Source organism: Eggerthia catenaformis OT 569 = DSM 20559 (assembly GCF_000340375.1).
Classification (GTDB): Bacteria; Bacillota_I; Bacilli_A; order Erysipelotrichales; family Coprobacillaceae; genus Eggerthia; species Eggerthia catenaformis.
In genome coordinates this window covers 58,884-82,071 of record NZ_KB446650.1, presented here as the reverse complement: position 1 = coordinate 82,071, position 23,188 = coordinate 58,884, and the positions used below count along the sequence as shown (strand labels likewise).

The 23,188-nt window shown below is 32.8% G+C and carries 27 protein-coding genes; 1 reads left to right on the top strand and 26 read right to left on the bottom strand.

The features are described from left to right. Positions 1 to 176: 176 nt before the first annotated feature. The 25 genes from HMPREF9943_RS09220 to HMPREF9943_RS09100 all read right to left on the bottom strand — a co-directional run bounded on the left by HMPREF9943_RS09220 (position 177) and on the right by HMPREF9943_RS09100 (position 21,325). Complete coding sequence (locus HMPREF9943_RS09220) at positions 177 to 362, bottom strand: transposon-encoded TnpW family protein (RefSeq protein WP_004804296.1); 186 nt, start codon at positions 360 to 362, stop codon at positions 177 to 179. 109 nt (positions 363 to 471) lie between these two features. Continuing rightward, positions 472 to 1,461, bottom strand: coding sequence for an ORF6N domain-containing protein (locus tag HMPREF9943_RS09215; protein ID WP_004804294.1), 990 nt, complete (start codon positions 1,459 to 1,461; stop codon positions 472 to 474). A 21-nt stretch (positions 1,462 to 1,482) separates the two neighbouring features. Beyond that, a complete protein-coding gene (locus HMPREF9943_RS09210; protein WP_001222545.1) occupies positions 1,483 to 1,806 on the bottom strand; it encodes a hypothetical protein in 324 nt (107 codons plus the stop codon). A 173-nt stretch (positions 1,807 to 1,979) separates the two neighbouring features. Further along, the gene (locus HMPREF9943_RS09205) at positions 1,980 to 2,732 is read right to left on the bottom strand and encodes a phage replisome organizer N-terminal domain-containing protein (RefSeq protein ID WP_004804286.1); all 753 of its coding nucleotides are present in this window, start codon (positions 2,730 to 2,732) and stop codon (positions 1,980 to 1,982) included. Positions 2,733 to 3,020: 288 nt separating this feature from the next. Further along, the gene (gene mobQ, locus HMPREF9943_RS09200; RefSeq protein WP_004804284.1) at positions 3,021 to 4,655 is read right to left on the bottom strand and encodes a MobQ family relaxase; all 1,635 of its coding nucleotides are present in this window, start codon (positions 4,653 to 4,655) and stop codon (positions 3,021 to 3,023) included. A gap of 244 nt (positions 4,656 to 4,899) precedes the next feature. Beyond that, positions 4,900 to 5,229: a DUF3847 domain-containing protein gene (locus HMPREF9943_RS09195; protein ID WP_004804282.1), complete on the bottom strand. Its 330-nt coding sequence runs from the start codon at positions 5,227 to 5,229 to the stop codon at positions 4,900 to 4,902. A 158-nt stretch (positions 5,230 to 5,387) separates the two neighbouring features. Beyond that, positions 5,388 to 6,206: a class I SAM-dependent methyltransferase gene (locus tag HMPREF9943_RS09190; RefSeq protein WP_004804280.1), complete on the bottom strand. Its 819-nt coding sequence runs from the start codon at positions 6,204 to 6,206 to the stop codon at positions 5,388 to 5,390. A 34-nt stretch (positions 6,207 to 6,240) separates the two neighbouring features. Continuing rightward, positions 6,241 to 6,738: a hypothetical protein gene (locus HMPREF9943_RS09185; RefSeq protein WP_004804278.1), complete on the bottom strand. Its 498-nt coding sequence runs from the start codon at positions 6,736 to 6,738 to the stop codon at positions 6,241 to 6,243. A gap of 55 nt (positions 6,739 to 6,793) precedes the next feature. Beyond that, positions 6,794 to 7,732, bottom strand: a complete 939-nt coding sequence (locus HMPREF9943_RS09180) for an alpha/beta hydrolase (protein WP_004804276.1) — start codon at positions 7,730 to 7,732, stop codon at positions 6,794 to 6,796. 38 nt (positions 7,733 to 7,770) lie between these two features. Next, positions 7,771 to 8,538, bottom strand: a complete 768-nt coding sequence (locus HMPREF9943_RS09175) for an alpha/beta fold hydrolase (RefSeq protein WP_004804273.1) — start codon at positions 8,536 to 8,538, stop codon at positions 7,771 to 7,773. A 30-nt stretch (positions 8,539 to 8,568) separates the two neighbouring features. Further along, on the bottom strand, positions 8,569 to 9,186 hold the full coding sequence (locus tag HMPREF9943_RS09170) for a class I SAM-dependent methyltransferase (RefSeq protein WP_004804271.1): 618 nt from the start codon (positions 9,184 to 9,186) through the stop codon (positions 8,569 to 8,571). 29 nt (positions 9,187 to 9,215) lie between these two features. After that, complete coding sequence (locus HMPREF9943_RS09165; RefSeq protein ID WP_004804269.1) at positions 9,216 to 9,962, bottom strand: hypothetical protein; 747 nt, start codon at positions 9,960 to 9,962, stop codon at positions 9,216 to 9,218. Positions 9,963 to 10,118: 156 nt separating this feature from the next. Beyond that, positions 10,119 to 10,535 (bottom strand): sigma-70 RNA polymerase sigma factor region 4 domain-containing protein, encoded by a 417-nt coding sequence (locus tag HMPREF9943_RS09160; protein WP_004804268.1) that lies wholly within the window; start codon positions 10,533 to 10,535, stop codon positions 10,119 to 10,121. 289 nt (positions 10,536 to 10,824) lie between these two features. After that, positions 10,825 to 12,180 (bottom strand): MATE family efflux transporter, encoded by a 1,356-nt coding sequence (locus HMPREF9943_RS09155; protein WP_004804265.1) that lies wholly within the window; start codon positions 12,178 to 12,180, stop codon positions 10,825 to 10,827. Positions 12,181 to 12,204: 24 nt separating this feature from the next. Further along, positions 12,205 to 13,602 carry an ATP-binding cassette domain-containing protein gene (locus HMPREF9943_RS09150; RefSeq protein WP_004804263.1) on the bottom strand — a complete coding sequence of 466 codons (1,398 nt, stop codon included), beginning with the start codon at positions 13,600 to 13,602 and terminating at the stop codon, positions 12,205 to 12,207. Continuing rightward, positions 13,595 to 14,296: an energy-coupling factor transporter transmembrane component T gene (locus tag HMPREF9943_RS09145; RefSeq protein WP_002989377.1), complete on the bottom strand. Its 702-nt coding sequence runs from the start codon at positions 14,294 to 14,296 to the stop codon at positions 13,595 to 13,597. Before HMPREF9943_RS09145 ends, HMPREF9943_RS09150 begins: the two co-directional genes overlap by 8 nt. Positions 14,297 to 14,316: 20 nt before the next feature. Then, positions 14,317 to 14,904 (bottom strand): MptD family putative ECF transporter S component, encoded by a 588-nt coding sequence (locus HMPREF9943_RS09140; RefSeq protein WP_004804259.1) that lies wholly within the window; start codon positions 14,902 to 14,904, stop codon positions 14,317 to 14,319. 11 nt (positions 14,905 to 14,915) lie between these two features. Beyond that, complete coding sequence (locus HMPREF9943_RS09135) at positions 14,916 to 15,506, bottom strand: TetR/AcrR family transcriptional regulator (protein WP_004804257.1); 591 nt, start codon at positions 15,504 to 15,506, stop codon at positions 14,916 to 14,918. A 120-nt stretch (positions 15,507 to 15,626) separates the two neighbouring features. Further along, entirely contained in the window at positions 15,627 to 17,456 is a 1,830-nt protein-coding gene (locus tag HMPREF9943_RS09130; RefSeq protein ID WP_004804254.1) for a recombinase family protein, read from the bottom strand. A 39-nt stretch (positions 17,457 to 17,495) separates the two neighbouring features. After that, positions 17,496 to 18,539 carry a type IV secretory system conjugative DNA transfer family protein gene (locus HMPREF9943_RS09125; RefSeq protein WP_004804253.1) on the bottom strand — a complete coding sequence of 348 codons (1,044 nt, stop codon included), beginning with the start codon at positions 18,537 to 18,539 and terminating at the stop codon, positions 17,496 to 17,498. Continuing rightward, positions 18,536 to 19,021, bottom strand: a complete 486-nt coding sequence (locus HMPREF9943_RS09120; protein WP_004804250.1) for a PcfB family protein — start codon at positions 19,019 to 19,021, stop codon at positions 18,536 to 18,538. The genes HMPREF9943_RS09125 and HMPREF9943_RS09120 overlap by 4 nt, the downstream gene beginning before the upstream one ends. Next, positions 19,018 to 19,869, bottom strand: coding sequence for an ATP-binding protein (locus HMPREF9943_RS09115; RefSeq protein WP_040402872.1), 852 nt, complete (start codon positions 19,867 to 19,869; stop codon positions 19,018 to 19,020). Before HMPREF9943_RS09115 ends, HMPREF9943_RS09120 begins: the two co-directional genes overlap by 4 nt. After that, positions 19,866 to 20,645 (bottom strand): replication initiator protein A, encoded by a 780-nt coding sequence (locus tag HMPREF9943_RS09110; RefSeq protein WP_004804247.1) that lies wholly within the window; start codon positions 20,643 to 20,645, stop codon positions 19,866 to 19,868. The genes HMPREF9943_RS09115 and HMPREF9943_RS09110 overlap by 4 nt, the downstream gene beginning before the upstream one ends. A gap of 89 nt (positions 20,646 to 20,734) precedes the next feature. Further along, entirely contained in the window at positions 20,735 to 21,016 is a 282-nt protein-coding gene (locus HMPREF9943_RS09105) for a CD1845 family protein (RefSeq protein WP_004804245.1), read from the bottom strand. A gap of 18 nt (positions 21,017 to 21,034) precedes the next feature. Beyond that, positions 21,035 to 21,325: a hypothetical protein gene (locus HMPREF9943_RS09100; protein ID WP_004804242.1), complete on the bottom strand. Its 291-nt coding sequence runs from the start codon at positions 21,323 to 21,325 to the stop codon at positions 21,035 to 21,037. Positions 21,326 to 21,348: 23 nt separating this feature from the next. On the opposite strand from HMPREF9943_RS09100, the gene HMPREF9943_RS09095 reads away from it, so the two are divergent. After that, positions 21,349 to 22,398, top strand: a complete 1,050-nt coding sequence (locus tag HMPREF9943_RS09095; RefSeq protein ID WP_004804240.1) for a glycoside hydrolase family 1 protein — start codon at positions 21,349 to 21,351, stop codon at positions 22,396 to 22,398. A 204-nt stretch (positions 22,399 to 22,602) separates the two neighbouring features. Here the strand turns inward: HMPREF9943_RS09095 and HMPREF9943_RS09090 are convergent, their stop codons facing one another. Continuing rightward, positions 22,603 to 22,812 carry a GHKL domain-containing protein gene (locus HMPREF9943_RS09090; protein WP_004804239.1) on the bottom strand — a complete coding sequence of 70 codons (210 nt, stop codon included), beginning with the start codon at positions 22,810 to 22,812 and terminating at the stop codon, positions 22,603 to 22,605. Positions 22,813 to 23,188: the final 376 nt, after the last annotated feature.

Below are 23,188 nucleotides of genomic sequence, written 5' to 3'. Positions count from 1 at the left end.
AGTATCAGAGATAATAACAAAGAGTGCCGTTTTTCTATCTCCGAGTGTATCAAGCTCAAGTTCATCTTCACTCATCAAGTCCCTAAGTTCCCTAATATCAAATGGAGCAAGCCTTGCACCACAAGAGATAAGAATAGATTTTGCCGTTTTTCCTGTAACAACTTGTCAAGGACTTTCTAATCATTTTTATGAGGTTTTTTATCTTTTTCTCGCTCCATTTCTCTAAGCATTATCCTTTTCAATTTATCTTGCATAGTTTCAGTCGCATTTTCATTAAAATGGACTACAACCTCGTAAGTTGCCTTTCCTATCTTCTTTATGGTCTTTGTTCCAGTATTTTGTTCATTTCTGTTTTCGTGCATATTATTTTCCTCCTATTAGTTGCAATTAAAAAAGACGATAGAGTTTTATTTCTACCGCCTTTCGCAAGTCTTATAGCTATTCATTGAATAACGCTTTAGCATTTACATATTAAATTTTCAAATCCTTATTGCTCAGCATTCCGCCAAACATTGTATGATACATATCCTTAGAGGATTCCTCTATCTTTGAAATCGTTGATATTTTATTTCCTGCGTCCTTTGATGACGCTCCGCAAAGATAAAAGTCTTCATTTTCTGTTCCATAGTCAATAGAAATATATCTATCGTGATATTTTTTTCCTGCAACTTTCATCTTAAGATTGATATTAGGGTAATCTTTTCTAAAATCGTTTAGGATATTTTTTGTCAGCATATCCTTGTTTTTCACATTGTCGCTAAAGACTATAATTTCAACATTGTCTTTTGCAGCCCTTAATAATTCTAAGGTTTTCAAGCCTATATAGTTGTCTATCACATAAATACTTTTCTTTGCAGACTTATATATTTTGGTATAGGCAACATCTGCTTCAATCTTATCTCCGTTCATTAAAAGGAAATGCTTGTATGTGTCCGGATCTATAAAATTATCCATAACCTTTTTCAAATCTTCTTTTGTAGCCATTTGCGACTTTATTTCAGCTATATCCTTTGTGTTTTGATTTGTCTGTACTGCTATTTGTACCAATTCTTTTGAGCTAATAAAATCTTGATTTTCGATTATAAAGTCTTTCATCTGCTTAAATGTTCTAATTAAGGCTCTACTTTGCCTAATCGCAAGTTCACCTCTTAATACCGTCATAAGCATATAAATACCTTGTTCTGTAAAGGCATTTGGTAAGTATCTTGAACCGCCCCAACTTGAGGTGAAATTTTTGCACCTCAAGTTTTCAAATTCATTCTCGGTCAGTTGAAACATAAAATCTTCGCCTTCAAACTTCTCAATATTGTTTTTTACCTGTCTATTAAAGTTTTTTGTTTCATAACCATATATTTCAGCTAAATCTGCATCAAGCATTACTTTTTGCCCACGAATAAGATATATTTTTTCTTGTATAGTTTTATCATCTACAATAACTATCTCTTTATTTTCTTCTGCCATGAAATGCACCTCCAACATTATCTAAATTCTTTTATATTTTTCTACTCCGCCTTCAGCTTTTCCGATGTGTTCCACATTTTTTACAAGTCTCTTATTTACATTTTCATAAAACCATCTGCCAATCAATGCCGGCGGTGTTGCGATTAACTCTCTCAAAACAAATTCTTTGCCTTTCGGTAAAGAGCTAATTTTGTTTAATAAGGTAGTATATAGGTCAGCATAGCTTGTATTTTCTTGTAAACTGCTACACTTACAATATTCAGTAACGCTTGGGAAACCTCCCTCTATTGCTTTTTTAGTTAAAATTTCAAGTTCTTCATCGGTTACAGTAAATTGAATTCGCATTTATATATCCTCTCCTTATAACTGAGTTTATTACCATATCATTATCATTTTATCATAAATACGATATTTTTTCCATACTGCAATTTTAAGCCCTATTTTACACTTAGCTATAGTCTGATACCTATTTTATCATTAACGCTCTAAAAACACCTTTCCACCGTCTTATGCGAAGTCTACAAGTGTTCACCCTTGTCATAATCTTCAAAGGTATATACTTTTGATTTACTGCTCTCCTTTAATTTCCCTTTGTCTTGCTCGTACCAATGAACTAAGGTTGCATAATGGTCTTTATAGTTTCTTCCTGTACTTTGCATATAGGTTGACAGCTTCTCTATCATTTCTTCCCTATGCCCTTGCATTTTATCCTTTAACTTTCCATATTCTTCATCGGTTAAGGAAACATTTTTATATTCTCCGTAAAAGGAGGGGGATATTTTTTCTATCTCCCCCTCTTTCTCTAATTCTATATCTATCTCTTTCTCTATCTCTATCTCTCCGTTGCAGTTTTGTTGCAAAAGGTTGCAAGATGTTGCATCAGTGTTGCATTGCAACGCTTTTTGTCCTCTTGATTTCCTTGAACGCCTTGTAGAAGCTGTTTCTGAACCTATTAGACTTGGAATTTCTGTTAAAAAATACTCGTCATTTTCTGTGATTATCTCCATCAATCCTTGTGCTACAAGATAATTTACTGTAACCATTACATCATCTTCCGTTTCATCAATCGTTAATGCAAGCTCCTTGATAAAGTCTGTTTCTACTCCGTCATAATACAGTTTCCCACTGTCTTTTAAGCTAAGCAAAAGCAATTTGAGGTAAATGATTGTATAGGTATCTCCTCCTGATATTTTTCTTAGCCTTTTTATTCTCTTATCTGTAAAAAAATCTTCTTTTAACTTTAACCAATAATATCTTCTGTTATCTGCCATTTTTCTCTCCTCTCTTTTTCTTGCAAAAGGAAGTAACAAATCATTACCACCTCTTAGTTTTTAAGGAAGCCGTGATTTACGACACCCTTGATAGTAAGCACGCCCCAAAACAGGGCATCCTTATAAATCTGACATCGTGATTCACGACACCAACTATATGCTTCCCTAAAACATGGATTCATCCTTATATCTTCGTTCCCAAAATGGGTACGCAGACCTTACCTATTGATCTGACAGAACGATTTGTTCCGTCAGCTTTTGTTTTTTATGTTGTCCTATTTTAGGATTTCATCTTTCTTGTTTTGTATATTTTTCTTTTGCCTTTTGTTTGTACTGCTCCTTTCTTTCCTCTTGCTCTTGAAATTTTTTCAGTTGTGCAATTACACTTGGTTTATCTCCTCTCTTAATTGCCTTGTCTATCTCTATGGATAAATCTATTCCATACTCATCATTGACAATCTTTACTGCATATTTGATATGGTCTATCTGCTTAAATTCATCTTGTACTTTAGCTTTATATTCGGTTAGCTCTTGTATCTGATTTTCAAGGCTTGATATTTCTTTTTGCCAATCACTTAATTTTATAGCTGATGTCCCGGTGAATTTTTCTATGGTCTTTCTTGCTCTTAGGTACTTGTCTATTTCCTTTTTATGAGAATTATAAAAGCTGTCTTTAAATAGTGTTTTATTTTTATATTCCTGATAAATTTCTTTATTTTCTCTGATAGCGTCTATGCAACTTACACATTGGTTTAGGTCTTTTATTCTTTGTGTCTTTTCTTGAATATCACCACTTATCTTTTTACTTTGCTTTGCCAGTTCAAAGACTTTTTCTTGTAAGTCTGCTATGGTTTGAAGATGATTATCTTTCAAATAGTAGATTGCTTTTACAAATCTCTTTAGGTCTGCATTTCCCTTTTTTATCTGTCCATAGTAGGATAGATTTTTTGTTTTTTCTCCCTGTATTTCGTTGTAGATAGAAATATATTCATAAAGGTTAAAGAGTTCTGCTTTGTTCTCCAGTTCATCTTTCTTGGTCTGTTTATACTCATCGTATTTTGCTTGCAGATTTCCAAGTAAAGAGTCTATCCAAGAGGTGATTTCTTTTATCTTGTTCTTGATGGCTTTTACTAAGGAATTATGCTTTTTGATTTCTCGGTTGATATTTCCTTTGTCGGTTTCGATTCCTTTTTTCTCTAAGGCACTGGCACTTGCTCCTAAATGAATGGTTGGAATTTCTTCTATCCCTTGCCTTTTGTAGGAGCGATGATCCACTCTCTTTTCCTGATGATTTTTTTCTAAATACTGATTACAAAGGCTTGCAAAATGTTCTCTCCATTTCTCCGCATTTTCTTTGTTGTTCCAGTCTGTCAGTTCTACTTTTCTTGTTCTGTAGTTTCCGCTTTTTAGTTTTATCTTTTCTCCGTTTTTATCAAGAATATATTCTTTTTTTGACTTTGCTTGCCACTCTCCTTTTTCATTGATTGGTCTAAGGGTAGTCATAATATGTGCATGGATATTGTTATTTTCTTCATCACTCTCATCATGAATGGCAAGGTCTGCTATCATTCCTTTTGATACAAAATTTTCCTGTATAAAGTCGGTAATGAGTTTCTTGTTTTCTTCAAAAGATAATTCTTTCGGTAAGGCTATAATAAAGTTTCTTGCAAGCTGTGCGTTGCTTGCTTTCTCATTTAGTTCAACGCTATTCCATAAAGTAGTTCTATCTTTTAATGCTATAGGGACATTCTCCGGCAAGAAGATTTCTGAATGTAAAAGTCCTTTTTTATTATGATAGTCATGAACTTCTCCATCCCATTCATTTTTGATTTTCTCACAAGAGATATATGCTGCACTTGCAACTGCCGATTTACTTTTCCCTCTGCTTATCATGGAAATATTAAAGTGAAATGTTTCTGCCACTTTTAAGCTCCTTTCATTTTTTTGTTTGTTTTCAGGTAAAGGAAAAAGCAGACAGGCTATTTTTTGTATCTTTTCCTATCTGCTTTATCCGTATGTTTTTATAAAGTTTTGGATTTTCAAAGACTTGCTAAAATCCCTTAGTTTACTAAGGGCGCAATTATACACCCTAAAGGGTGCTTTGCGTCCTGCGGAGCTTTTTGCCCTTGCAGGGAGCTTCTGAAAAAACTAAGTTTTTTTATTCTGTCTACTCGATGATTGTTTCATCTTCCATATCTTTCCCATTTATCATTTCTTCATAGGCTTGTCTGTATTCTTCTGTGTGAGTAACAACTTTAAGTAATTCTTCTATCTCCTCATTGGTAAATATTAGAGGATTTTTAATGACCCTTTCTACCATCAATCCCCTTTGTATGAGCCTGTGATTTCTTCTTTTTCGTTCCTTTTCATTTGCCAGCTTTTCTAATTTCTTGCCTTGATTTTGTAATTGTTTCAGCTTTACATCGCACTTTTCTCTTTCTTCCTGTAGTTCAGAAATTTGTTCCTGTACTTCCTGTAATGTGTTTTCTTTCTTCATTTTTCATTCCTCCGTTTCAATTTTTCTCAAATAAAAAACAGTAAACTGTTCCTTTCAATTTACTGTTTTTATATTAGTTGTTATTTAATTGTTAGTTATATAAGCTGTGATTTGCCTATCGCAGTGTGTACTTCTTGATGACAATCATGATGGTAACATCACACCTTCTCAAATATCAATATTTTCTGTGATAGTTTGTGAGCAATCGGCAACCAGTTAATAAGCTTAAGCACAGGAAATAAAGCAGACATCCCCCTTGTAATATCATCATCCTTTACACTACGGAAACCTCTTGCAATATCCGTAATATCATCAAAGGAATCCGCTCCAAATATGAATTTTGCTCCGGTTTTTTGTATGGACTTTTCAACATTTTCTTTCGCTACCCACCTTTTTGACAGGCACTCCATAAGAACATACGCATTGTCAAAATTCTCTCGAATAATTCGGAGCATTTGGGCGTTGTCTTCCCGTGTCAAGTACATTGACAATCCCTCAATGATAAACAGAATGTTCCCATCTGCTTTTATTTCTTTTGCCCACGCCGAATTCGTTGCTGAAATACCGATGTTTGAAACTCTGCCGGATTCTGCAAAAATCTGATTTCTTACTTCAATGGTTTCAGGCAGATCCACATTGTACCATGTGATTTGTCCGTTATCCATTCGATAAAATCTCGTGTCAAGTCCACAAGCAATATTTACGACTGTACAGGTTGGATTTTCGTCAATAAACTCTTTTACCAGTTCATCAAATACAAGCGTTCTTGCAATCACGCCATAACTCATAAGGGAATCATTTGTGGCGACAGTAAAATCGTAATCAATTTTTTCAACCAATTCCACCGCTTTGGCATCATAAAATTTATGTCTTTTGCTCTTGGAATATTGTGCTCTTGCATAAAAACTCTGAAGCATCGTTTCCGCAGCACCATTCAAAATGGGTTTTATTTTTTCTTGCATTTCTATTTCTTTCAAGTATAAACACCTCCTACTAATTTTAATTTAGTTTTTAAAATAATGTACATATCCATGCAATGACTAACGATCCGATAATCATAAATAACACTTGAATAATGTGTTCCTTTTTGTTATATCCAAAGAGTTTAGGACTAAGCTTATCTACCACTTCCGGATAATAATGTTCAAAAAAACTAAAACCTCGATTGCACAAAAGTATCCAATCAAAAAATACAATATCAAAGGCTTTCAGCAAAAGAAGTATCATCAGAAATCTAATGAAAAACTGAATGTAAGTAAAGTTATTTTGAACACCATCCACTGCACCAACGATAATTGAACTCCCCATGAATAGTATTGCAATAATAGCTAATATCCATCCAACTAAACTCTGACCACGAAAGCGTTTTTCCTTTTGCTCAATAACATCAAACACTTCTTTAGGACACGAAGAAAAGAAGTCTTTGTTTTGAATAAATCCAACTCCTGCCCACAGCAATAAGAACAATCCAATCATCATAATAACTGCAAGCAGTATCGTCATATACATAATTATCAATCACCCCACAATATCCACTTTTCTTCTGAAAGCTACCTGTAGAATATTACAAGAGAAAGCTATCATCTTTATCTCCTCGTATTACGGCATATATGTTGCTTCTTACTTCCTTTGCCTCAGGTAAAAATCCTGCCGCCGCCCAAGTATGCATCATTCTCTCTCCTATATATGTTTTCATAACCACGCCATCCATTTTAGCTTTTTCTTTTGCCTCCGGCAGCTCTGCTATCAACACTTCATAAGAACCATAAATGATATACATGTCAGGTAGCCCTTTCCATGAGTACTCAATTGGCGATTTCATATATTCCACATTATTTAAATTTATTCTTTGCATTACTTGATCTTGTTCTTTCATGTAGCAAGCCGGAATAATGCAATCAAACTTATCAAGTCTCTCCATCTCTTTCATCTGTTCTTTAGTCGGAGGAATACGAAAGGTTGGCGAGTGCATAATCAATCTTTTTGGCATTGATAATCTCATGTCGTTTTCAAGAATATGCAAACATATATTTTGTGCAAGGCTTGCTCCACTTGATAAACCAAAAAATATAATATCATCTGCATTAAACACCTTAAGTGCCTCGCTATAAACGTTTAGACCTGCTTCAATAATTTGCAAGCCGGTTGCTTTTGGAAAAAGTGGATACCATACAAGCCACACTTCAGCCTGACTTTGATTAGCCATATCTTGGGCAAACTCAAAATCACCGGAATCTCCCGGAATGGTATATCCTCCACCAAAGAAATATAACACAAGCCTATTTGCCACTTTACCTTCTGGTTTGACGGCATAATACAAAGTTCCGCTTGTACACTTTTCTTCAAAATCATAAGATTTATGAAGTTTTTCAAGAGGGAGTTTAGATTTCTGTTTCTTTTCTTGTTTAGCAAAATATTCATCCGGATTTTTTATTGCTTTTTTCATCATAGGTTTTACAGTATGACGAAATAAAAATTCCGTTAATTTATATTTAACACTCACAATGCATACCTCCTTAATTCCAAAAATGACAAATTATTTTATTTCTTAACTTCCATTAAATCTCTGAATTGATTAGCCATTTTCACAGGATAAAGACTTGCCATGCTGCCATGACCCATGTTTTCAAATTTAATAAACTCAGTATTTGGAAAATAAGTTTTCATATATTTGATATCCCATGCACGGGCTTTAGACTCTTTATCACCATACCAATATTGAATACGACCGCTATGTTCTGACACGTTCTTTGGCATAACATAGTTGTTGCAAGATTCAAATGTTCTCCATATCGTTTTATAACTAATAAAATTAAGGACTTTAGCAACATACTTCAATTCCTCTTCGCTGTATTCATCTGTAGAAAATGATTTTTCAAGAAGCTTTAGTCCTCCAATTTTACCTATAGAAATCATAAGAAAATCTCTTATGGCAATCATTCTTGTAACAATCCAAGGAAGCTGATATGGTGTTATTGCTCCATCGCAAATAATGTTCCTTATTTTAATTCCGTGATTGGAGAACATTTTTAAAGCGATAGAACCGCCCATAGAGCAACCATACAAAAGATCAACTTTCTCAATTTTATGTTCTTTCAGCCATCCTAATAAATTATCTGCAATTTCTTCTACACTTGTAAAATTTTCGTTTGGATTTTCCTCATCATATCCGGGAAGTGCAGGAACAATAATATGATACTCTTCTTTAAGTATAGATAAAATGTATTCAAAATAGTCCCACATGACTAATGAAGGATGAATCAACACAATTATTTTATTTTTATCAGCTCCAAACTCATGTATGTTCACTAACTCTCCTCCAAAATCCCAATTTTAATATTACTTTTTATAAGCAATCATAACGCCGATGGGTGCAAGCCCTCCATGTATCAAATTCATTTCAACTACTGAAAATCCATGCTTCTCAATAAAATCTTTAAATTGTTTTTTATTCCATTCTTGATACATCTTAAATCCCACAACGGACATTATCCATTTTTTGAATTTACTTTGGGTCCCTTCTTTCCATAGAAAAGTAGGAGCAGACAAAATGCCATTAGGTTTTAATACTCTGTATATTTCTCTCATTGCCTCATCCGGCTCCGGCATAATATGAAGTGCATTAGCAATTACAACGCAATTAAATTCACCATCAGAAAAAGATAATGAGGTTGCGTCAGCTACCTCAAAGGTAAGGTTTTCGTTTTCTCCACGCTTCCTTGCTTCTAAAATCATCTGTTCCGAAAAATCTGTCCCAATCCAATTTTTAGCATATTTTGAAAGATTAAATGATAACTGACCTGAACCGCAAGCAAGTTCAAGTACGTTCATATTTCTATTCAAGTAAGGACGAATATACTCACAAACATTATCATAAACTCCTTTATCCTTCTTCATAAAAGGAGCGTACAGCTTGGCGAATTTATTCCAAAACTTTTTATTGCTTTTATCATTCACTGCTAACACCCTCTTTTCAACAATATGTTTTAATCAATCTCAGCTTTTATCATTTTGCAATACCCTTCTACATTCGTTGTTATCTTTGTACAATGGTTTTGTCCCTTCCATATTCTTAACGCTGCATATGGATATTCTTTTGAAATAACTCTCTTTGCATATTTTAAATTAACTTCTTTAGATCCATAACAGAATATGCACCTCTTTTGTTCTGCTTCTGATAACTTGGGAAGATCTACAAATGCACAATCATGGCAGATATTTTTAATGCTTTGTTTATCTATTCTGATTAGATTTTCAGCCATCATTCGTCCCATTGTTTCTCCATATATGCTTATAATTTTTCTATTAGCTGAGTCACTATTTTTAATAGCTTTTTTTCGTTCATATAGAACAATATTTCTTATGATAAACTCTAAAACACTCGCATTTTGACATAAACTACAGCCCTCAAATAAGGCTTTAACTATCTTTATATCCTTGTATTTTAACAATTCTAGTAACACTACACCGCCTATTGATGCTCCAAAGGCTAAAGAAATTTCTCTAATGTCATTCTCTTTAAGATAATTATGTAAATTTTCACTTTCTTGTCTTGCAGATAAATACTTTTTATCAATCAATCTACCATGAGCAGACAAATTTGGAATAATGTATCTATACTCATTTCCAATGTTATCGGCAATTAACTTTTTCATTCCCTCAGCAGAAGCAAGCATTGGATGTATGAGCAAAACCATTCTTTTCTTGTCTTTATTTATATCAATATACTCCATTTTGGACACCTCACAAGCATGAGTTAGTCTATATTAACTAATAATATTTTATCATTTTCACACCATTTTTTCTATATCGGTTTTTTGTGTTACATAACAGTATTTTACAAAGAAAGGTTAAGCACCTTTTTTGATACTTAACCTTTCCAAATTTTTTTAGATTTTATCTTCTAAAATCTTTCTCAGTTTTTCTAAAATCCTATCCCTCCTCCCGCTGATTGCTTGATGTGTAACTTTCTCTCTTCTGCTGATTGACCTTAGACTTTCTTCTTTGTAGAAGATGGCTTCCATTAACTCTCGTTCTTCTTTTGTGAGAGTATTTAATGCTTTATGAAGTTCTTCAATTTGCATTTTTACTTCTACAATTTTTTCTAAGTCTATTTTTTCATCTATGATGTTATCTACAAAATGTCCGTCATGATCCAGTGCTGAAAATGACATAACATTATGCTTCCAATCTTTTCTTTGGAGATACTTTTCATGCTCTGTTATCTTCCAGTAGGCTTTGTAGACTTTTTCACTTACAAGTACGGATTTGCCTTTTACATAAAGGTAATATTCTTTCTTATCCATCGTGTTATCCTCCTTTTTAAGTTCTCTGTTTTGTTTTTGAGAATAAAAAAGGAGGACTTCTACACTTTGGCGTAAAAAGTCCTCCAAAAAGAAATGAATCTATCTTTTCCTTAGATATATTTAGTTGCTTGAGATAATAAGAAACTATAAAGCGAGAAGATTTTTTTGTTATTTCTTTCTTCTATATGAAAAAGATTTTTCATCTTACTCCCCCATTTCTTACATCTAACTAATATTCATATATCAAACCTTTCTAATAGTTTATTTTCACCTTTGGATAATAAGATACTTAACAATTTATCGCTTCTTCTTTTCCCATTTTTCTAATTCTGCTAAGCATAAAAAACAAGCCGAGCAAAATCATACTAAAATCTACAATAGGTTCAGCCCACCAAACTGCTAATCCTCCAAATACCTTTGGCAATAGCAATATCGCCGGAATAAATAAAATCAGTTGTCTAAGCATTACAATCATGCTCGCTTTTTTCCCATCTCCAATAGATTGGAAAAATGTAAGAGTCATAATCATAATTCCATACAAGATGAAAGTAGAGTAGAACAATTTAAAGTTCATAACTCCAGCTTCAATTATTTCACTTCTCACATTAAACAATGACAATAATTTTTCAGAGAAAAACATGGATGGTATCCAAGAAATAGCAGCAAGTATTGTTGCCCCATACATGAAAATCTTCATAGTATCTTTTACTCTTTGATATTGTTTTGCTCCAAAATTAGCTCCTATAACAGGCTGTAAACCTTGACTCATTCCCCACAATGGAATAAATGAGAACATATAAAGTCTCATTGTGGCAGACATTAGAATTCCCCAATTATCTCCACCATAAGCGAAAGCCTGTTTGAACAAAAATGTTTGTTGTACTGCAAATAAAATTTGCATCATCATAGCCGAACTTCCTATACTAAACATTTCACTGTAAATTGCCTTGCTCTTTTGAATTTTATGGATACCAACAAAAGCACTTTTCTTTGAAAAGTAGTGAAATGTTAATATCGCCTGTACAATTTGAGATATTACAGTTGCAATAGCTGCCCCCTCAATTGCATACTCTCCCATTAACTTCATAAAAATAGGATCTAAAATAATATTTAATAAAGCACCTACTCCCATAATCATCATAGATTGCTTCAATGCACCTTCACCACGCATTGTCATATTACCTGCTTGAGCAAAATTCACAAATATTGAACCAAAGAAAACTACTCTTAAATATCTAACTCCCAGTTCTTTAATATTCCCTTTTGCTCCTACCAAGTCAAGAAAATTAGGTGCAAATACCAAGCCTAATACGGTGATTACTATAGAGAATAAAATTACCCAATAACAAAAATTTCCAAATATTTTATCCGTTGTTTCTTTATCTCCCTTTCCAATAGCCCTTGATAATATTGACGCACTACCAACTCCAATAAGTGCTGATATACCACCATTTATTATTGTTAAAGACATTGATATACTAATGGCAGACATAGCATAATCCCCTATAATCCACCCAGCAAATATTCCATCCATAAATGGATAAAGTCCTATAACAACCATTCCTATAATTCCCGGAATAGCTAATTGAAACAACAAGTCTTTAGGACTTTTTGTTAAAAGTTGTGTTTTCATATCTTCTTTCATCGTATTGCTCTCCTTTACTTATATTTATTTTGTAAATTCATATATTGCACCATCGCACTGTTTTATAAATTCAAAATCATGCGTGATTATAATAATAGTTTTTCCTTGCTCTACCATTTGGTTTAAAAATCCAATCAAAATATCCATTTGCATTTTGCAAAGTCCACTCGTTGGCTCATCAAACACTATGATTGGTTTTCGACTTACCATAGACATAGCAAGCAACAATCTCTGTTTTTCTCCACCCGATAACGAACTTGGGTGCATTTCTTTTTTATTAAATAAATGTACCTTTCTTAAGGCTTCATTTTTCAAATCATCCTGTTTTGTAACTGTTCCAAGTTCCTGCCATACAGATTCTGTGAAAAGTTGATAATTAACATCTTGCATGACTGCAAAGATATTCTCGTACCGTTTTTTGAGCTTTTCTCCCTTATAAAAAACTTCTCCCTTGCCTTTCATAGTTCCCATAAGTAAATTGATAAAAGTACTTTTCCCAACACCGTTTTGTCCAATAATGAAATTTATCCCGGTATTAAAAGAAACACTAAAATCAAAAATTGTATTCTTATCATATGTTTTTTTGAAATGTAGACATGTTATTGACCTATTAGCAAAGTTTGATGGAGTATTTTTTTGTAACATATCTACTTTTTCATATTGTCTATTTAAGAAATCACTCTTGAAAATTTCATTAAAATTTCTCAAATTATGTTTTTCTGAAACTCTTTCAAAAAAATCATCACTAAAATATTCTTTCGTGTATTCTTTAAAAGTTTTGTTTTCTATTACACACAGCTTGTCTACAATGTCTTTCAAATAAAATAATCTATGCTCGACAAGGATTATGATTTTATTTCTTTTTTTTAGCTCAATAATAGCTCTTTTTAAGTTCTTAATTGATTCATAATCCAAAGATGAGGACGGTTCATCTAAAAGAATAATTTCATTTTCTGAAATTCCACTGGCAGTTATAGCAATTAGCTGCTTTTCTCCACCGGATAGTTCAAAAATATTCTTGTCCAACAAATCTTTACTACCTAAAACATCTGAATAATAGTGTATTTTATCTAAAATTAAATTTCTTTCTATACACCTATTTTCTAATTGAAAAGCTAATTCATCTGTAGAATTGATACAATAAAATTGTGTTTTAGGATTTTGAAACACTGTAGATATAAACTTGGATCGTTCTAATATACTCATCCCTAATAAAGATTTGTCCTTGTATAAAACATCTCCTTTTACATCTCCACAATCATATTCGGGAATAATGCCGTTTATTACTTTTAACAAACTACTTTTCCCCGTACCTGAGTGTCCCGTTATAACAGTTACCTCTCCGGGTTTGAAATTTAGATTTATATTTTCTAATATGCTTTCTCCATCAAACTTTAATACTAAATTTTGTAAACTAAGCATACTTACCCCTTATATATAAATAGATTGCCCATACCATTATCACAAAAAATATGCAATCAATGCCACCAATGCGAGATTCACTAATACTTGTTCGCTTTTGATTAACAGCTAACCCTTTTGTCATTGCGGATACTGTTAAATCATCTGCCGTCTTAGACAAACACATCAATAGTGGCACTAATCTATATTCAAATAATAGAATTGGATTTTTTATTAACTTTTTAAGCGTTAGTCCTCTCAAACGCATGGCTTTTTTTATCTGGCTATAATCAATCCTTGCGGCATAAAAGAAACGAACCATCACAGTCAATGGTATTGCTATTTCATCGGGACATTTCATTTTTTTCAATGAATAAATACTTTCCCCTACATTTGATGTGAGTATGGTATATTTCCCCATTAAAAATGCGGGAAGTATTTTCTTAACAACCATTACTAATATCAGTAAAATCGCTACCAAGGGACTGTATTCTAATTTCATTAAAAATCTATCAGCACCATAAACGAACACAAGAGTAGCCATCCCAATAATAGCTACTCTTGTATGTTTTGTATTTATTAAAAGCACTATCGGAATTACGGATATTATAAGGGCTTGCAAGAAATACTTTACTTGAATATTGCCCAAAACCATCACATATGAAAGAACTATTGTCATAAAAAGTTTTGTACGAAAATCAAGTTTGATTGTCATCCTTAACTCCTTATGAATCCTTATTTTTCCATACCAGCCTTTTTAAAATGTTTTTTCAGGAAAGCCATTCCTATACTACAACCAATATATGCTCCTATAATTCCACCTATTGCCATTACGACAATAATCCAATTCGGCATTACACTAAGCATCTTATCAATAAATTCTTGATTATATCCTTGCTCTAACATCTGCTTGACATATTCATTTCTTGATATAAAAATTGGCAACCAATTTCCTATTGTGCAAAGTGGAGCAATAGAAAATGCTAATCTTGCCTTATTAACATCCGTATATTCTCCTGATTTCAAAATAACTTCAGCAATAACACCTGCAATAACAGCAGTTAATAATGCCCAAGGTCCATGTCCCATAGCAACATATACTAATGCAATAAGTAATGATTGAATAAATACCATTCCTCTTTTCTTAATTTTAGTAGAATACAACATATTTACCGGTCCTACCAAAATACCTTGTGCCAATGGAACAACCGGCATTAAAACTGGAACCATTGCTAAAAATGATCCTATCATCATAAATACAAAACCTAATACGGAAAATAATCCTATATTGATTAAATCCTTTACTTCTAATCGTTTACTCATTTTAAACCTCCCTATCTCTTGTCAATATCAACAATGTAATTTACCATTGTTTCTTTTATGTATTTTTTATGTTGTGAAAAAGAATTTCTTGCACAGAGAACTTCAGAACTTAATATCAATCCATTGATATAATTCACTAAAAAACCGTCACCAAATATATCCGCCTTAATTCCAAGCTGCTTGGCGATTAAACTTAGCTCATTAGTCGTATTAAGTTTCAATTCTTGATACAATTTTTCCAAATCCTGATTATATTTTTTTGCTTGTAAAAGGAGTGTATACAATCTCATCAATTCTGTATCAGCCAGCGACTTATCAACCAAAATATCACCCATTTGCTGATATTTATCTTTTCCTCGATTGTTTTTTAAATACTCATTTATCAAGTTGTTTCTATAATCATTACCATCAAGCATTAAGTCTTTAAGCATTTCATTTGTACTTGCATAATGATGATAAACACCCCCTCTACTCATTCCTACCTCTGTGATAACATCTTCCATTGTTGTAAGTTGAAACCCTTTATTTAGAAAGCATTTCTTTGCAGCTTCTCGAATCTCTTTTTTTCTAATTTGTCCAACTTTTTGTTTTTCTTCTTTCAAAATAAAGACCTCTTTTCATATCGTAATAAAAACCGACACTACTGTCGAATTTTATTATACTCCTCTTGTTAGTTAATGTCAACTAACTTCATGATAATAACTACCGTCTTAATATGAATACTATTTCATATAATTTTTCATCGGTATTCCCACTCTTTTTAAAACCTTTAATTTTTCCTGTTTCTTCTGCTCCCTTCTTGCCTTATATTTATCTTCATACTCTTTCTGTTTTCCGCTTGCTTTTCGTTTCAGGTAATTTTGATGTAGCTTGTCTTTTCTTTCCTTGATTTTTCTTTCTTCTTCCTCAAGTTTTTGTTTTTCTTCCTCGCTTAACTCCGCCTGTGGAAGTTCGTAATTACCTATGAAATTAAAGTAAACTTCTATCTTTTGCTTTGATGTTTGACTTCCTTTTCTATCTCTTTCATGTACGATAATTTTTTCTACAAACTCATTTATCATTGTGGTTGTAAGTTCATCAAAGTTTTCATAACGACTGATAAGAGATATAAATTTTTTAGCTCTGTCTGTTTCTTTTTCATATCTTGATATTGTCTGCTCCAAATCCTTAATTTCTTTACTTAAAGTTATCTGCTCCGTTTCATATTGATTATTTAGTATCTCATATCTGCTATTTGGTATTTTGTTAAGGATCATATCTTCATAGATACGACACATCAGTCTTTCTAATTCCTGTAATCGCCCTTTGCTGTCAATAAGCCTTGTGCGTTTCTTTTCTATCTCTATTTTTTCCTTTTCTTCCATTTCATTTTGAATGGAACGGATAAAGGCTTCGTTATCTTCATCAAGATATTTTTTAATATCTTTTAATGTTTCCTGTATTAGATTTAAGACTACTTCTGCTTTTATTCTGTGTGCTGATGGGCAAAGTGTCCCACAAGGTGTTTTGGTATAGGCACTGCAAGTATAATATGGAATATTTTTATAGTTGCTTGTTCTATGAACATACATTTTGCTTCCACAATCTGCACAATACATCAGTCCTGTGAGTGGGTGATATTCTCCCCAACCGTCAGGATACCTTTTTACATTTCCTCTTATCCTTTGCACATTGTCAAAGGTTTCTTGGTCTATGATTGGTTCATGCGTGTTTTCAAAAATAAGCCAGTTATCTTCCGATACATATTTACTTTTCTTGTCCTTGAAATGCTTTCTTGTCTTGAAATTGACTGTATGCCCCAAGTATTCTTGTTTCTTTAAAATGCTTGCTATGGTTGAGCTGCACCAACGATAGGGATGTTCAAAGTTTTTGCTTTGATATAGCCCATAGCCTAATTTCTGTTGATGATAGGCGGGTATATCTACTTTTTCACTCTCCAATATCTTTGCTATTCGATACGGACCATTGCCTTGCATGGTCATATTGAATATGCGTCTTACTACTTCGGCTGCTTTTTCATCTACTATCCATTTGTTTTTATCTTTTTCATCTTTGATATAGCCATAAGGCGGTGTGCTTGCAGTATGTTTCCCACTTTCACCTTTTGACCTGAAAGTCGATTGGATTTTTCTTGATGTATCTCTTGCATACCATTCATTCATGATATTTCTAAAGGGAGTAAAATCATCTTCTCTGTAAAAACTATCTACATTATCATTGATAGCGATTAGTCTTACGCCCTTTTGTCTTAGTATCTCCATACATTGACCGACTTTGAGATAATCTCTGCCAAGTCTGCTCATATCTTTTACAATGATACAACCGATATTGCCTTGATTGACTCCGTTCATCATTGCCATAAATCCCGGTCTGTCAAACTGTGTTCCGCTGATTCCATCATCTGTAAAGTGAATGATGTTTGACAAATTATTTTTGCTTGCGTATTCTTCCAATATTTTTTTCTGATTGATGATAGAGTTACTCTCTCCTTGCAGTTCATCATCACGACTTAATCTCTCATAGAGTGCTGTTATCTTTTCAAAATTCCTCATTTTTACCCCCTTTCTCTTAATTTTTCAATAAAAAAAGAATTAAGAAGTACATATTTCACTAAAATAGTGATTAAGTGTTCTCCTTAATTCTATTACTCCAGCAGCCAATTTGTATTTTTTATATTGCTTCACTGCAAAGTGTGTAGGCTCTTTCCTTTCCAGTGCTTCAAAGAGTCTGTCTATCGGATTCATATAGGTTTCATCATCTTCTCTAACTTCTGAAGCGTCTATCATATCGAGAAGTGTTGCAAAGTTCTTTTCTTCTTTTGGAGCTTCATAGAAGATGTAGCCGATAAGGGCTGTATAGTAGAGCTTTTCAGCTTTGACCCAAAAATCTTCACCTGCTTTTTCGCCCTCTCCCTTGGTGTTTGCGATGATTGTCTGTACTAATTTGAGTATATCTTTTTCACTTCTGAGATAAGCGAATGGATTGTACTTCATGCTCTTTTTGAAGTTAATTGTATTTAAGATTTTTATCTCATATCCGTTATCTTCAAGCATCTTACCGCACTCAAGGACTATCGTTCCTTTAGGATCGGTTACACAATATGACGAGTGCATCTGCATAAGATTCGGTTTTACATAAAATCTCGTTTTTCCACTTCCTGATCCACCGATGACAAGAACATTCTTATTTCTTGCATACTTAGGATTAGATGGTCTACCATTCATTGTTAATCGCTCAGTTTGAGTAAGCAAAATATTATTTTGAAACTTTTCATCCATATATGGCTCTATATCTTTTTTCGTTCCCCATCTTGCTGAGCCATACTCTTTCCCCTGTCTAAACTTTTTAGCATTTTTCCCTTTGGTATATACGATAATTTTGATTAAAACAGCTACTACCACGCCCATTATAATATCCGTAGGATGAAGGCTTGGAAGAAAGCTCATCGTATTAATCTCTAATATCCCTTGAAAAATTTTGTCAATAATATCGCCACCTATATAGGCTCTTACATGATGTGAAAAGATATTACCTATATAGAAAAATGCAAGATAGGGAATGTTCTGCTTTAGAAACTTTACCTTATCTTGCACCTTAAATAAGCCTTTGATGTCCTTTAATATCTTATCTATCATAGGCTCTGCTCCTTCTGTTTATTCTTAACTTTATCCTTAGAAACAGAGTTCTTTGCCATTTCCTTGAACTTTTCAATATTCTTATGAATGGACTCCTTTCTTTCCGTTTTCTTTTCTGATTCGGAAAGAGCGTGCTTAAATGCTTTGTCCATTACTTTCATATCTTTGGCTTGGAAAAATACTGAGAATTTACCCGTTTCCTTATCTTTTATCACCGAAAACTTAACACCGTATCTATTTAGCTCTTTTTTCAGTTCTTTCAGCTCCGTTTCTTCAACCGGAATTTCTTCAAGCTGTCCTTTTTTTACCATATCTTTTAGCTTTACTTCATTTCCGTTGCTATTTACAAGTTTTTCAAGTCCTCCAAGCTTTTCTGCTTCTTTCATCAGTTTCTTTAATAAGTTCAGAATTAGCTTTCCTGTTACTTTAGCAGCTCTTACTTCCATATTCAGCGTTTTTCTTGCTATTTCTTCATTGATCAAGTTCTCTCACCTCCGTTCAGTAACCTCTCTTTATTACGAGCCAGCTTATCCTTTTGAATAGCCTTTCTAAAATCTTCTCCTACAACCATAACAGGAATACACATCTCTATAATTCGTGAATAAATCCTCTGATACTCCACACTTTCTGTACAATTTACAATTGTGTCGTAAGAAAGGTTTGTGGTGAAAATAGTCGGTTTTTGTTTTAAGTACCTGTTATTAACAATGTTATATACCTGCTCTTTAGCATAGCTTGTATCTCTTTCAATTCCTAAATCATCCAAGATAAGAACGGAAATATTTACAAGAGATTCAATATATGCGTTCTTGTCAAAATCAAATCCTCCCTTTTGCAGCTCATTGATAATCTGTGCAAAATTTCTTATCTTAACCCCTACCTGATATTGTTCAATTAGAGCATTGGCGATAGAACAAGCAAGGTATGTCTTTCCACTACCTACCGAACCATAAAACAAAATTCCTATATTTTCCTTTTTCATTTCCTCATAGTCTTTTACAAAGTTCTTTGCAATGATAAGGCTTTGATTTTCTTCTCCCTGATAATTTTCAAATGTGTATGACCACTGAATAATAGAGTTAAAGCAGCTACTCTTTAATCGTTCAATCTCCAGCTGCTTTTGTCTTTCTTTTTCTTTTGCTTCTCTATTTCTATCGCATTTACAAGCAGTCTTAAATATCATCTTGTTATCAAAGAACTCCATCACTTTTCCGTCTTTTCTTTCATGACAAACTTTACAAAATGCGTGTCCATTCTTGATATATTCTTTTTCAGGATCGTAAGAATACTCTACATCTTCTATCATTACTTTTTCTAATTCTTTCATCATAGGTGTTCTCCTTTATCATATTCTTCCCATGTCGGGATATTTGATGTTTTCACTTCTTTACTTCTTCCCTGATCTTTATAAAACCAAGAAAGGATTGTCGCTTTATGGTCTTTATAGGTCTTTCCGGTGCTTTTGATATATGCAGATAGCCTTTCAATGTAATTATCAAGCTGTGAGTTCATTATGATTTGTAAATCGGATATATCTTCAGCAGCTAAAAATACATTTTGAAATGTTCCAAGTCCGTTTACACCAAAACTATATTCTCTCTTACTATACTTACTCTTATTATTCTCTATATAGTTACGGTCAACATTTTTAACCTCTTGAAGTTCATTTTCTTTACTTCTGAGGTCAACATCTTTTACTTCTGAAGTAAAGTTTTTTAACTTCTGAAAGTCATTTTCTTTTACCTGAAATACACTCATGAAATCTTTGACATATATGATATTCGGTTTACCAAGTCCAAGCCTTACTCTTTCAATCAGTCCTATCCCTTTTTTGCTATCTAACTCATCTAATGTTTTTATGGCAGTAGGCTTTGAAATATTTCTTCTTTTCATAATTTCCTCGACTGTGAAATAGATAAATACTCTACCTTCCTTGTCTATCCAGTTATTCTTAAAGGACATTCCTGTTCGTTTCAAAAGCATGGAATAAAGGATAATTGCTTCGGCAGATAATCCCTTAAATTCTTCTCCATCAACCAATATCTCCGGAACTTTTAAGAAATTAAATCTTTCCGCTTCTCTGTTATAGAAATAGTCAAAGTCCATCGCTTCACCTCCTTTCCTTAAAATTTTACAAAGAAAAAGACGATAGTTTTTTTCTCTATCGTCTTTGGTAACCATTTTTATGAAATTTTTCAAATTGATTTTATTACTTCGTTTATACCTTTAAGAAAGGCTATAACGGTTGCTCCGACCATGGGTATTCCATATGGACTTAACAAAAATCCTAATACCAACGCCTCAATTCCAAGTGATATATCTTTTTGTATAAATGATCCTATTGCAGCAACGATACACATCAGCATCAAGAAATATAGAATAGTTGTTCCTATGCCGAGCAGGAATGTCAGAAATGCAGTGAGGATACTTAACAGCAATCTAATTGGAAATAAGATTATTTTTAATATCCATCTCATAAATACCCTCCATTTCTATTAAATCATCTTAAAATGCCTTAACGCATCCATGATAGCTTCCTCTTTTTCCGGTGTGCATTGTGGAATAACCTGTTTCTCTTTTTTTGATTTATTATAATGCTCCCTCAGTACAATTCCACATTTCTTTTTAATCTGTGCAATATAGAGTGTCGAAACCTTTAAATCAAACTTTTCCAATATATATTTCTTGATTTGTGCATAAGTCGCTTTACTTTCAGCACTTGTCAAATCAAGCTCATCAAGCTTAATTTCAACATCTATATGTTTATCGACATCAAGTTTGGACAATAACGCTACCGTCTCATTTTGATATGCCTGATGCATTAGATCAAAGAGGATCATGGTCAAATAGAGAATCAGTAGATTGGTTTGTAAACTTTGCAAAAGTTATGTTTGAAAATTTTGGCGATAGAGTTAAATACTGGCTGACTATTAATGAACAGAATATGCTGACATTAGTAGGACCGTTGATTGGAACCTTAAGAATACCGGAAGGAACGACTAATATTCTTAAGGAGACATATCAGCAGAATCATCATATGCTTCTTGCTCAGGCAAAAGCTATGGTAATGCTTCATGAAATGTATCCGGAGTCAAAAATTGGACCGGCTCCAAATATTTCTCTCGTTTATCCGGCAAGCTGTAAGCCGGAAGATCAGCTGGCAGCACAGGAATATAATGCGATTAGAAACTGGTTCTATTTAGATATGGCAGTCTATGGTGTTTATAATAATCTGGTATGGAGATATTTAGAAGAACATGATGCAACACCTGATATCTTAGAAGGAGATATGGATATCATGAAAGCCGCTCATCCTGATTTTATTGGTTTCAATTATTATAGTACTGCCACAGTACAGGCATCAGCTCCTAGTGATGATGTCGATCCGGGTGCAGATCAGCAGACTGCCAGAGGAGAAGCCGGTTACTATAAAGGATATGATAATCCAAACTTAGTGAAAACAGAATTTGGCTGGGAAATTGATCCATTAGGATTTAGAGCTACTATGAGAGAAATGTATTCTAGATATAGATTACCGATGATAGTCACTGAAAATGGATTAGGCGCTTATGATACACTAACAGAAGATGGAAAGATTCATGATGATTATAGAATAGCTTATTTAAAAACTCATATTGAACAATTAAAGCTTGCTGTCAGTGATGGTGTAGAAATGATGGGATATTGTCCTTGGTCAGCTATTGACTTAGTATCAACACATGAAGGTATTAGAAAGAGATATGGCTTTATTTATGTTGATACTACAGACGAAAAAACAGGAACACTTAACAGATATAGAAAAGATTCATTCTATTGGTATAAGAAAGTTATAAAAACAAATGGCGAAGATTTAGATTAAACTAAAAGAGCTTCTCAAATTGAGAAGTTCTTTTTACTATTTAACTAATGTGCTGCTTTTAAGATGATTTTTGTAAAATTTATTCTTTGTATTACAAAATATTGAAAATAATAATTTATATGATATGTATTACTTTTATTATTAGGGATAAGAAATGGGAATTTATTAATCAATAACATAAATTATTCATAAAGAGGGTACATATCATATATATTCCTCTTTAAATTTGATTGAATAAATAAATATACAAGTAAAATAATAAATAGAATACTCATAGTGCATTGTTCCATGATATTTATCAACAATATTTTTAATAGTTTTTATACCATAGCCATGGCTATCTTTATCTTGTTTTGTAGATTGTAATGAAATGTTGCTAATTAGAGGATCCGTAATACAAGTATTTTTAATCATAATATGTAATAGACAATCTTCTTATAATAGCTTCTCATGATTACTTGGAAGATATTCATTTTACAAGTCAATATACATTAAGTGATGGACATTTAATCAAAGATGAAATGGTATAAGAGTATTCTGTTTTTTTATAATAGGGTTATTTATCTGCTTGTTTGTTTTTGAGATTAATTATGAAGATGCCATTAAAATACTCTATACATTTCCTAAAAGAGTAATATATATATTTATAAGTTTATTTTTAAATTATTTAAACCTAAAAGTAAGTTATCTGATGATTAGTCAGTATTTTGAAATACAGGAACAAGTTATTTTAAGAAAAGACTATTCATATTTTTATAAACTTATATTTATGAAATCAATAATATTTATA

What these genes read in the sequence shown, in the direction of transcription:
- HMPREF9943_RS09220 (WP_004804296.1), bottom strand. Translation starts at nt 362, where the DNA reads ATGCACGAAAACAGAAATGAACAAAATACTGGAACAAAGACCATAAAG.
- HMPREF9943_RS09215 (WP_004804294.1), bottom strand. Translation starts at nt 1,461, where the DNA reads ATGGCAGAAGAAAATAAAGAGATAGTTATTGTAGATGATAAAACTATA.
- HMPREF9943_RS09210 (WP_001222545.1), bottom strand. Translation starts at nt 1,806, where the DNA reads ATGCGAATTCAATTTACTGTAACCGATGAAGAACTTGAAATTTTAACT.
- HMPREF9943_RS09205 (WP_004804286.1), bottom strand. Translation starts at nt 2,732, where the DNA reads ATGGCAGATAACAGAAGATATTATTGGTTAAAGTTAAAAGAAGATTTT.
- HMPREF9943_RS09195 (WP_004804282.1), bottom strand. Translation starts at nt 5,229, where the DNA reads ATGAAGAAAGAAAACACATTACAGGAAGTACAGGAACAAATTTCTGAA.
- HMPREF9943_RS09185 (WP_004804278.1), bottom strand. Translation starts at nt 6,738, where the DNA reads ATGTATATGACGATACTGCTTGCAGTTATTATGATGATTGGATTGTTC.
- HMPREF9943_RS09165 (WP_004804269.1), bottom strand. Translation starts at nt 9,962, where the DNA reads ATGGAGTATATTGATATAAATAAAGACAAGAAAAGAATGGTTTTGCTC.
- HMPREF9943_RS09160 (WP_004804268.1), bottom strand. Translation starts at nt 10,535, where the DNA reads ATGGATAAGAAAGAATATTACCTTTATGTAAAAGGCAAATCCGTACTT.
- HMPREF9943_RS09155 (WP_004804265.1), bottom strand. Translation starts at nt 12,180, where the DNA reads ATGAAAGAAGATATGAAAACACAACTTTTAACAAAAAGTCCTAAAGAC.
- HMPREF9943_RS09150 (WP_004804263.1), bottom strand. Translation starts at nt 13,602, where the DNA reads ATGCTTAGTTTACAAAATTTAGTATTAAAGTTTGATGGAGAAAGCATA.
- HMPREF9943_RS09145 (WP_002989377.1), bottom strand. Translation starts at nt 14,296, where the DNA reads ATGACAATCAAACTTGATTTTCGTACAAAACTTTTTATGACAATAGTT.
- HMPREF9943_RS09140 (WP_004804259.1), bottom strand. Translation starts at nt 14,904, where the DNA reads ATGAGTAAACGATTAGAAGTAAAGGATTTAATCAATATAGGATTATTT.
- HMPREF9943_RS09130 (WP_004804254.1), bottom strand. Translation starts at nt 17,456, where the DNA reads ATGAGGAATTTTGAAAAGATAACAGCACTCTATGAGAGATTAAGTCGT.
- HMPREF9943_RS09125 (WP_004804253.1), bottom strand. Translation starts at nt 18,539, where the DNA reads ATGATAGATAAGATATTAAAGGACATCAAAGGCTTATTTAAGGTGCAA.
- HMPREF9943_RS09115 (WP_040402872.1), bottom strand. Translation starts at nt 19,869, where the DNA reads ATGATGAAAGAATTAGAAAAAGTAATGATAGAAGATGTAGAGTATTCT.
- HMPREF9943_RS09110 (WP_004804247.1), bottom strand. Translation starts at nt 20,645, where the DNA reads ATGGACTTTGACTATTTCTATAACAGAGAAGCGGAAAGATTTAATTTC.
- HMPREF9943_RS09105 (WP_004804245.1), bottom strand. Translation starts at nt 21,016, where the DNA reads ATGAGATGGATATTAAAAATAATCTTATTTCCAATTAGATTGCTGTTA.
- HMPREF9943_RS09095 (WP_004804240.1), top strand. Translation starts at nt 21,349, where the DNA reads ATGCCTGATGCATTAGATCAAAGAGGATCATGGTCAAATAGAGAATCA.
- HMPREF9943_RS09090 (WP_004804239.1), bottom strand. Translation starts at nt 22,812, where the DNA reads ATGATTAAAAATACTTGTATTACGGATCCTCTAATTAGCAACATTTCA.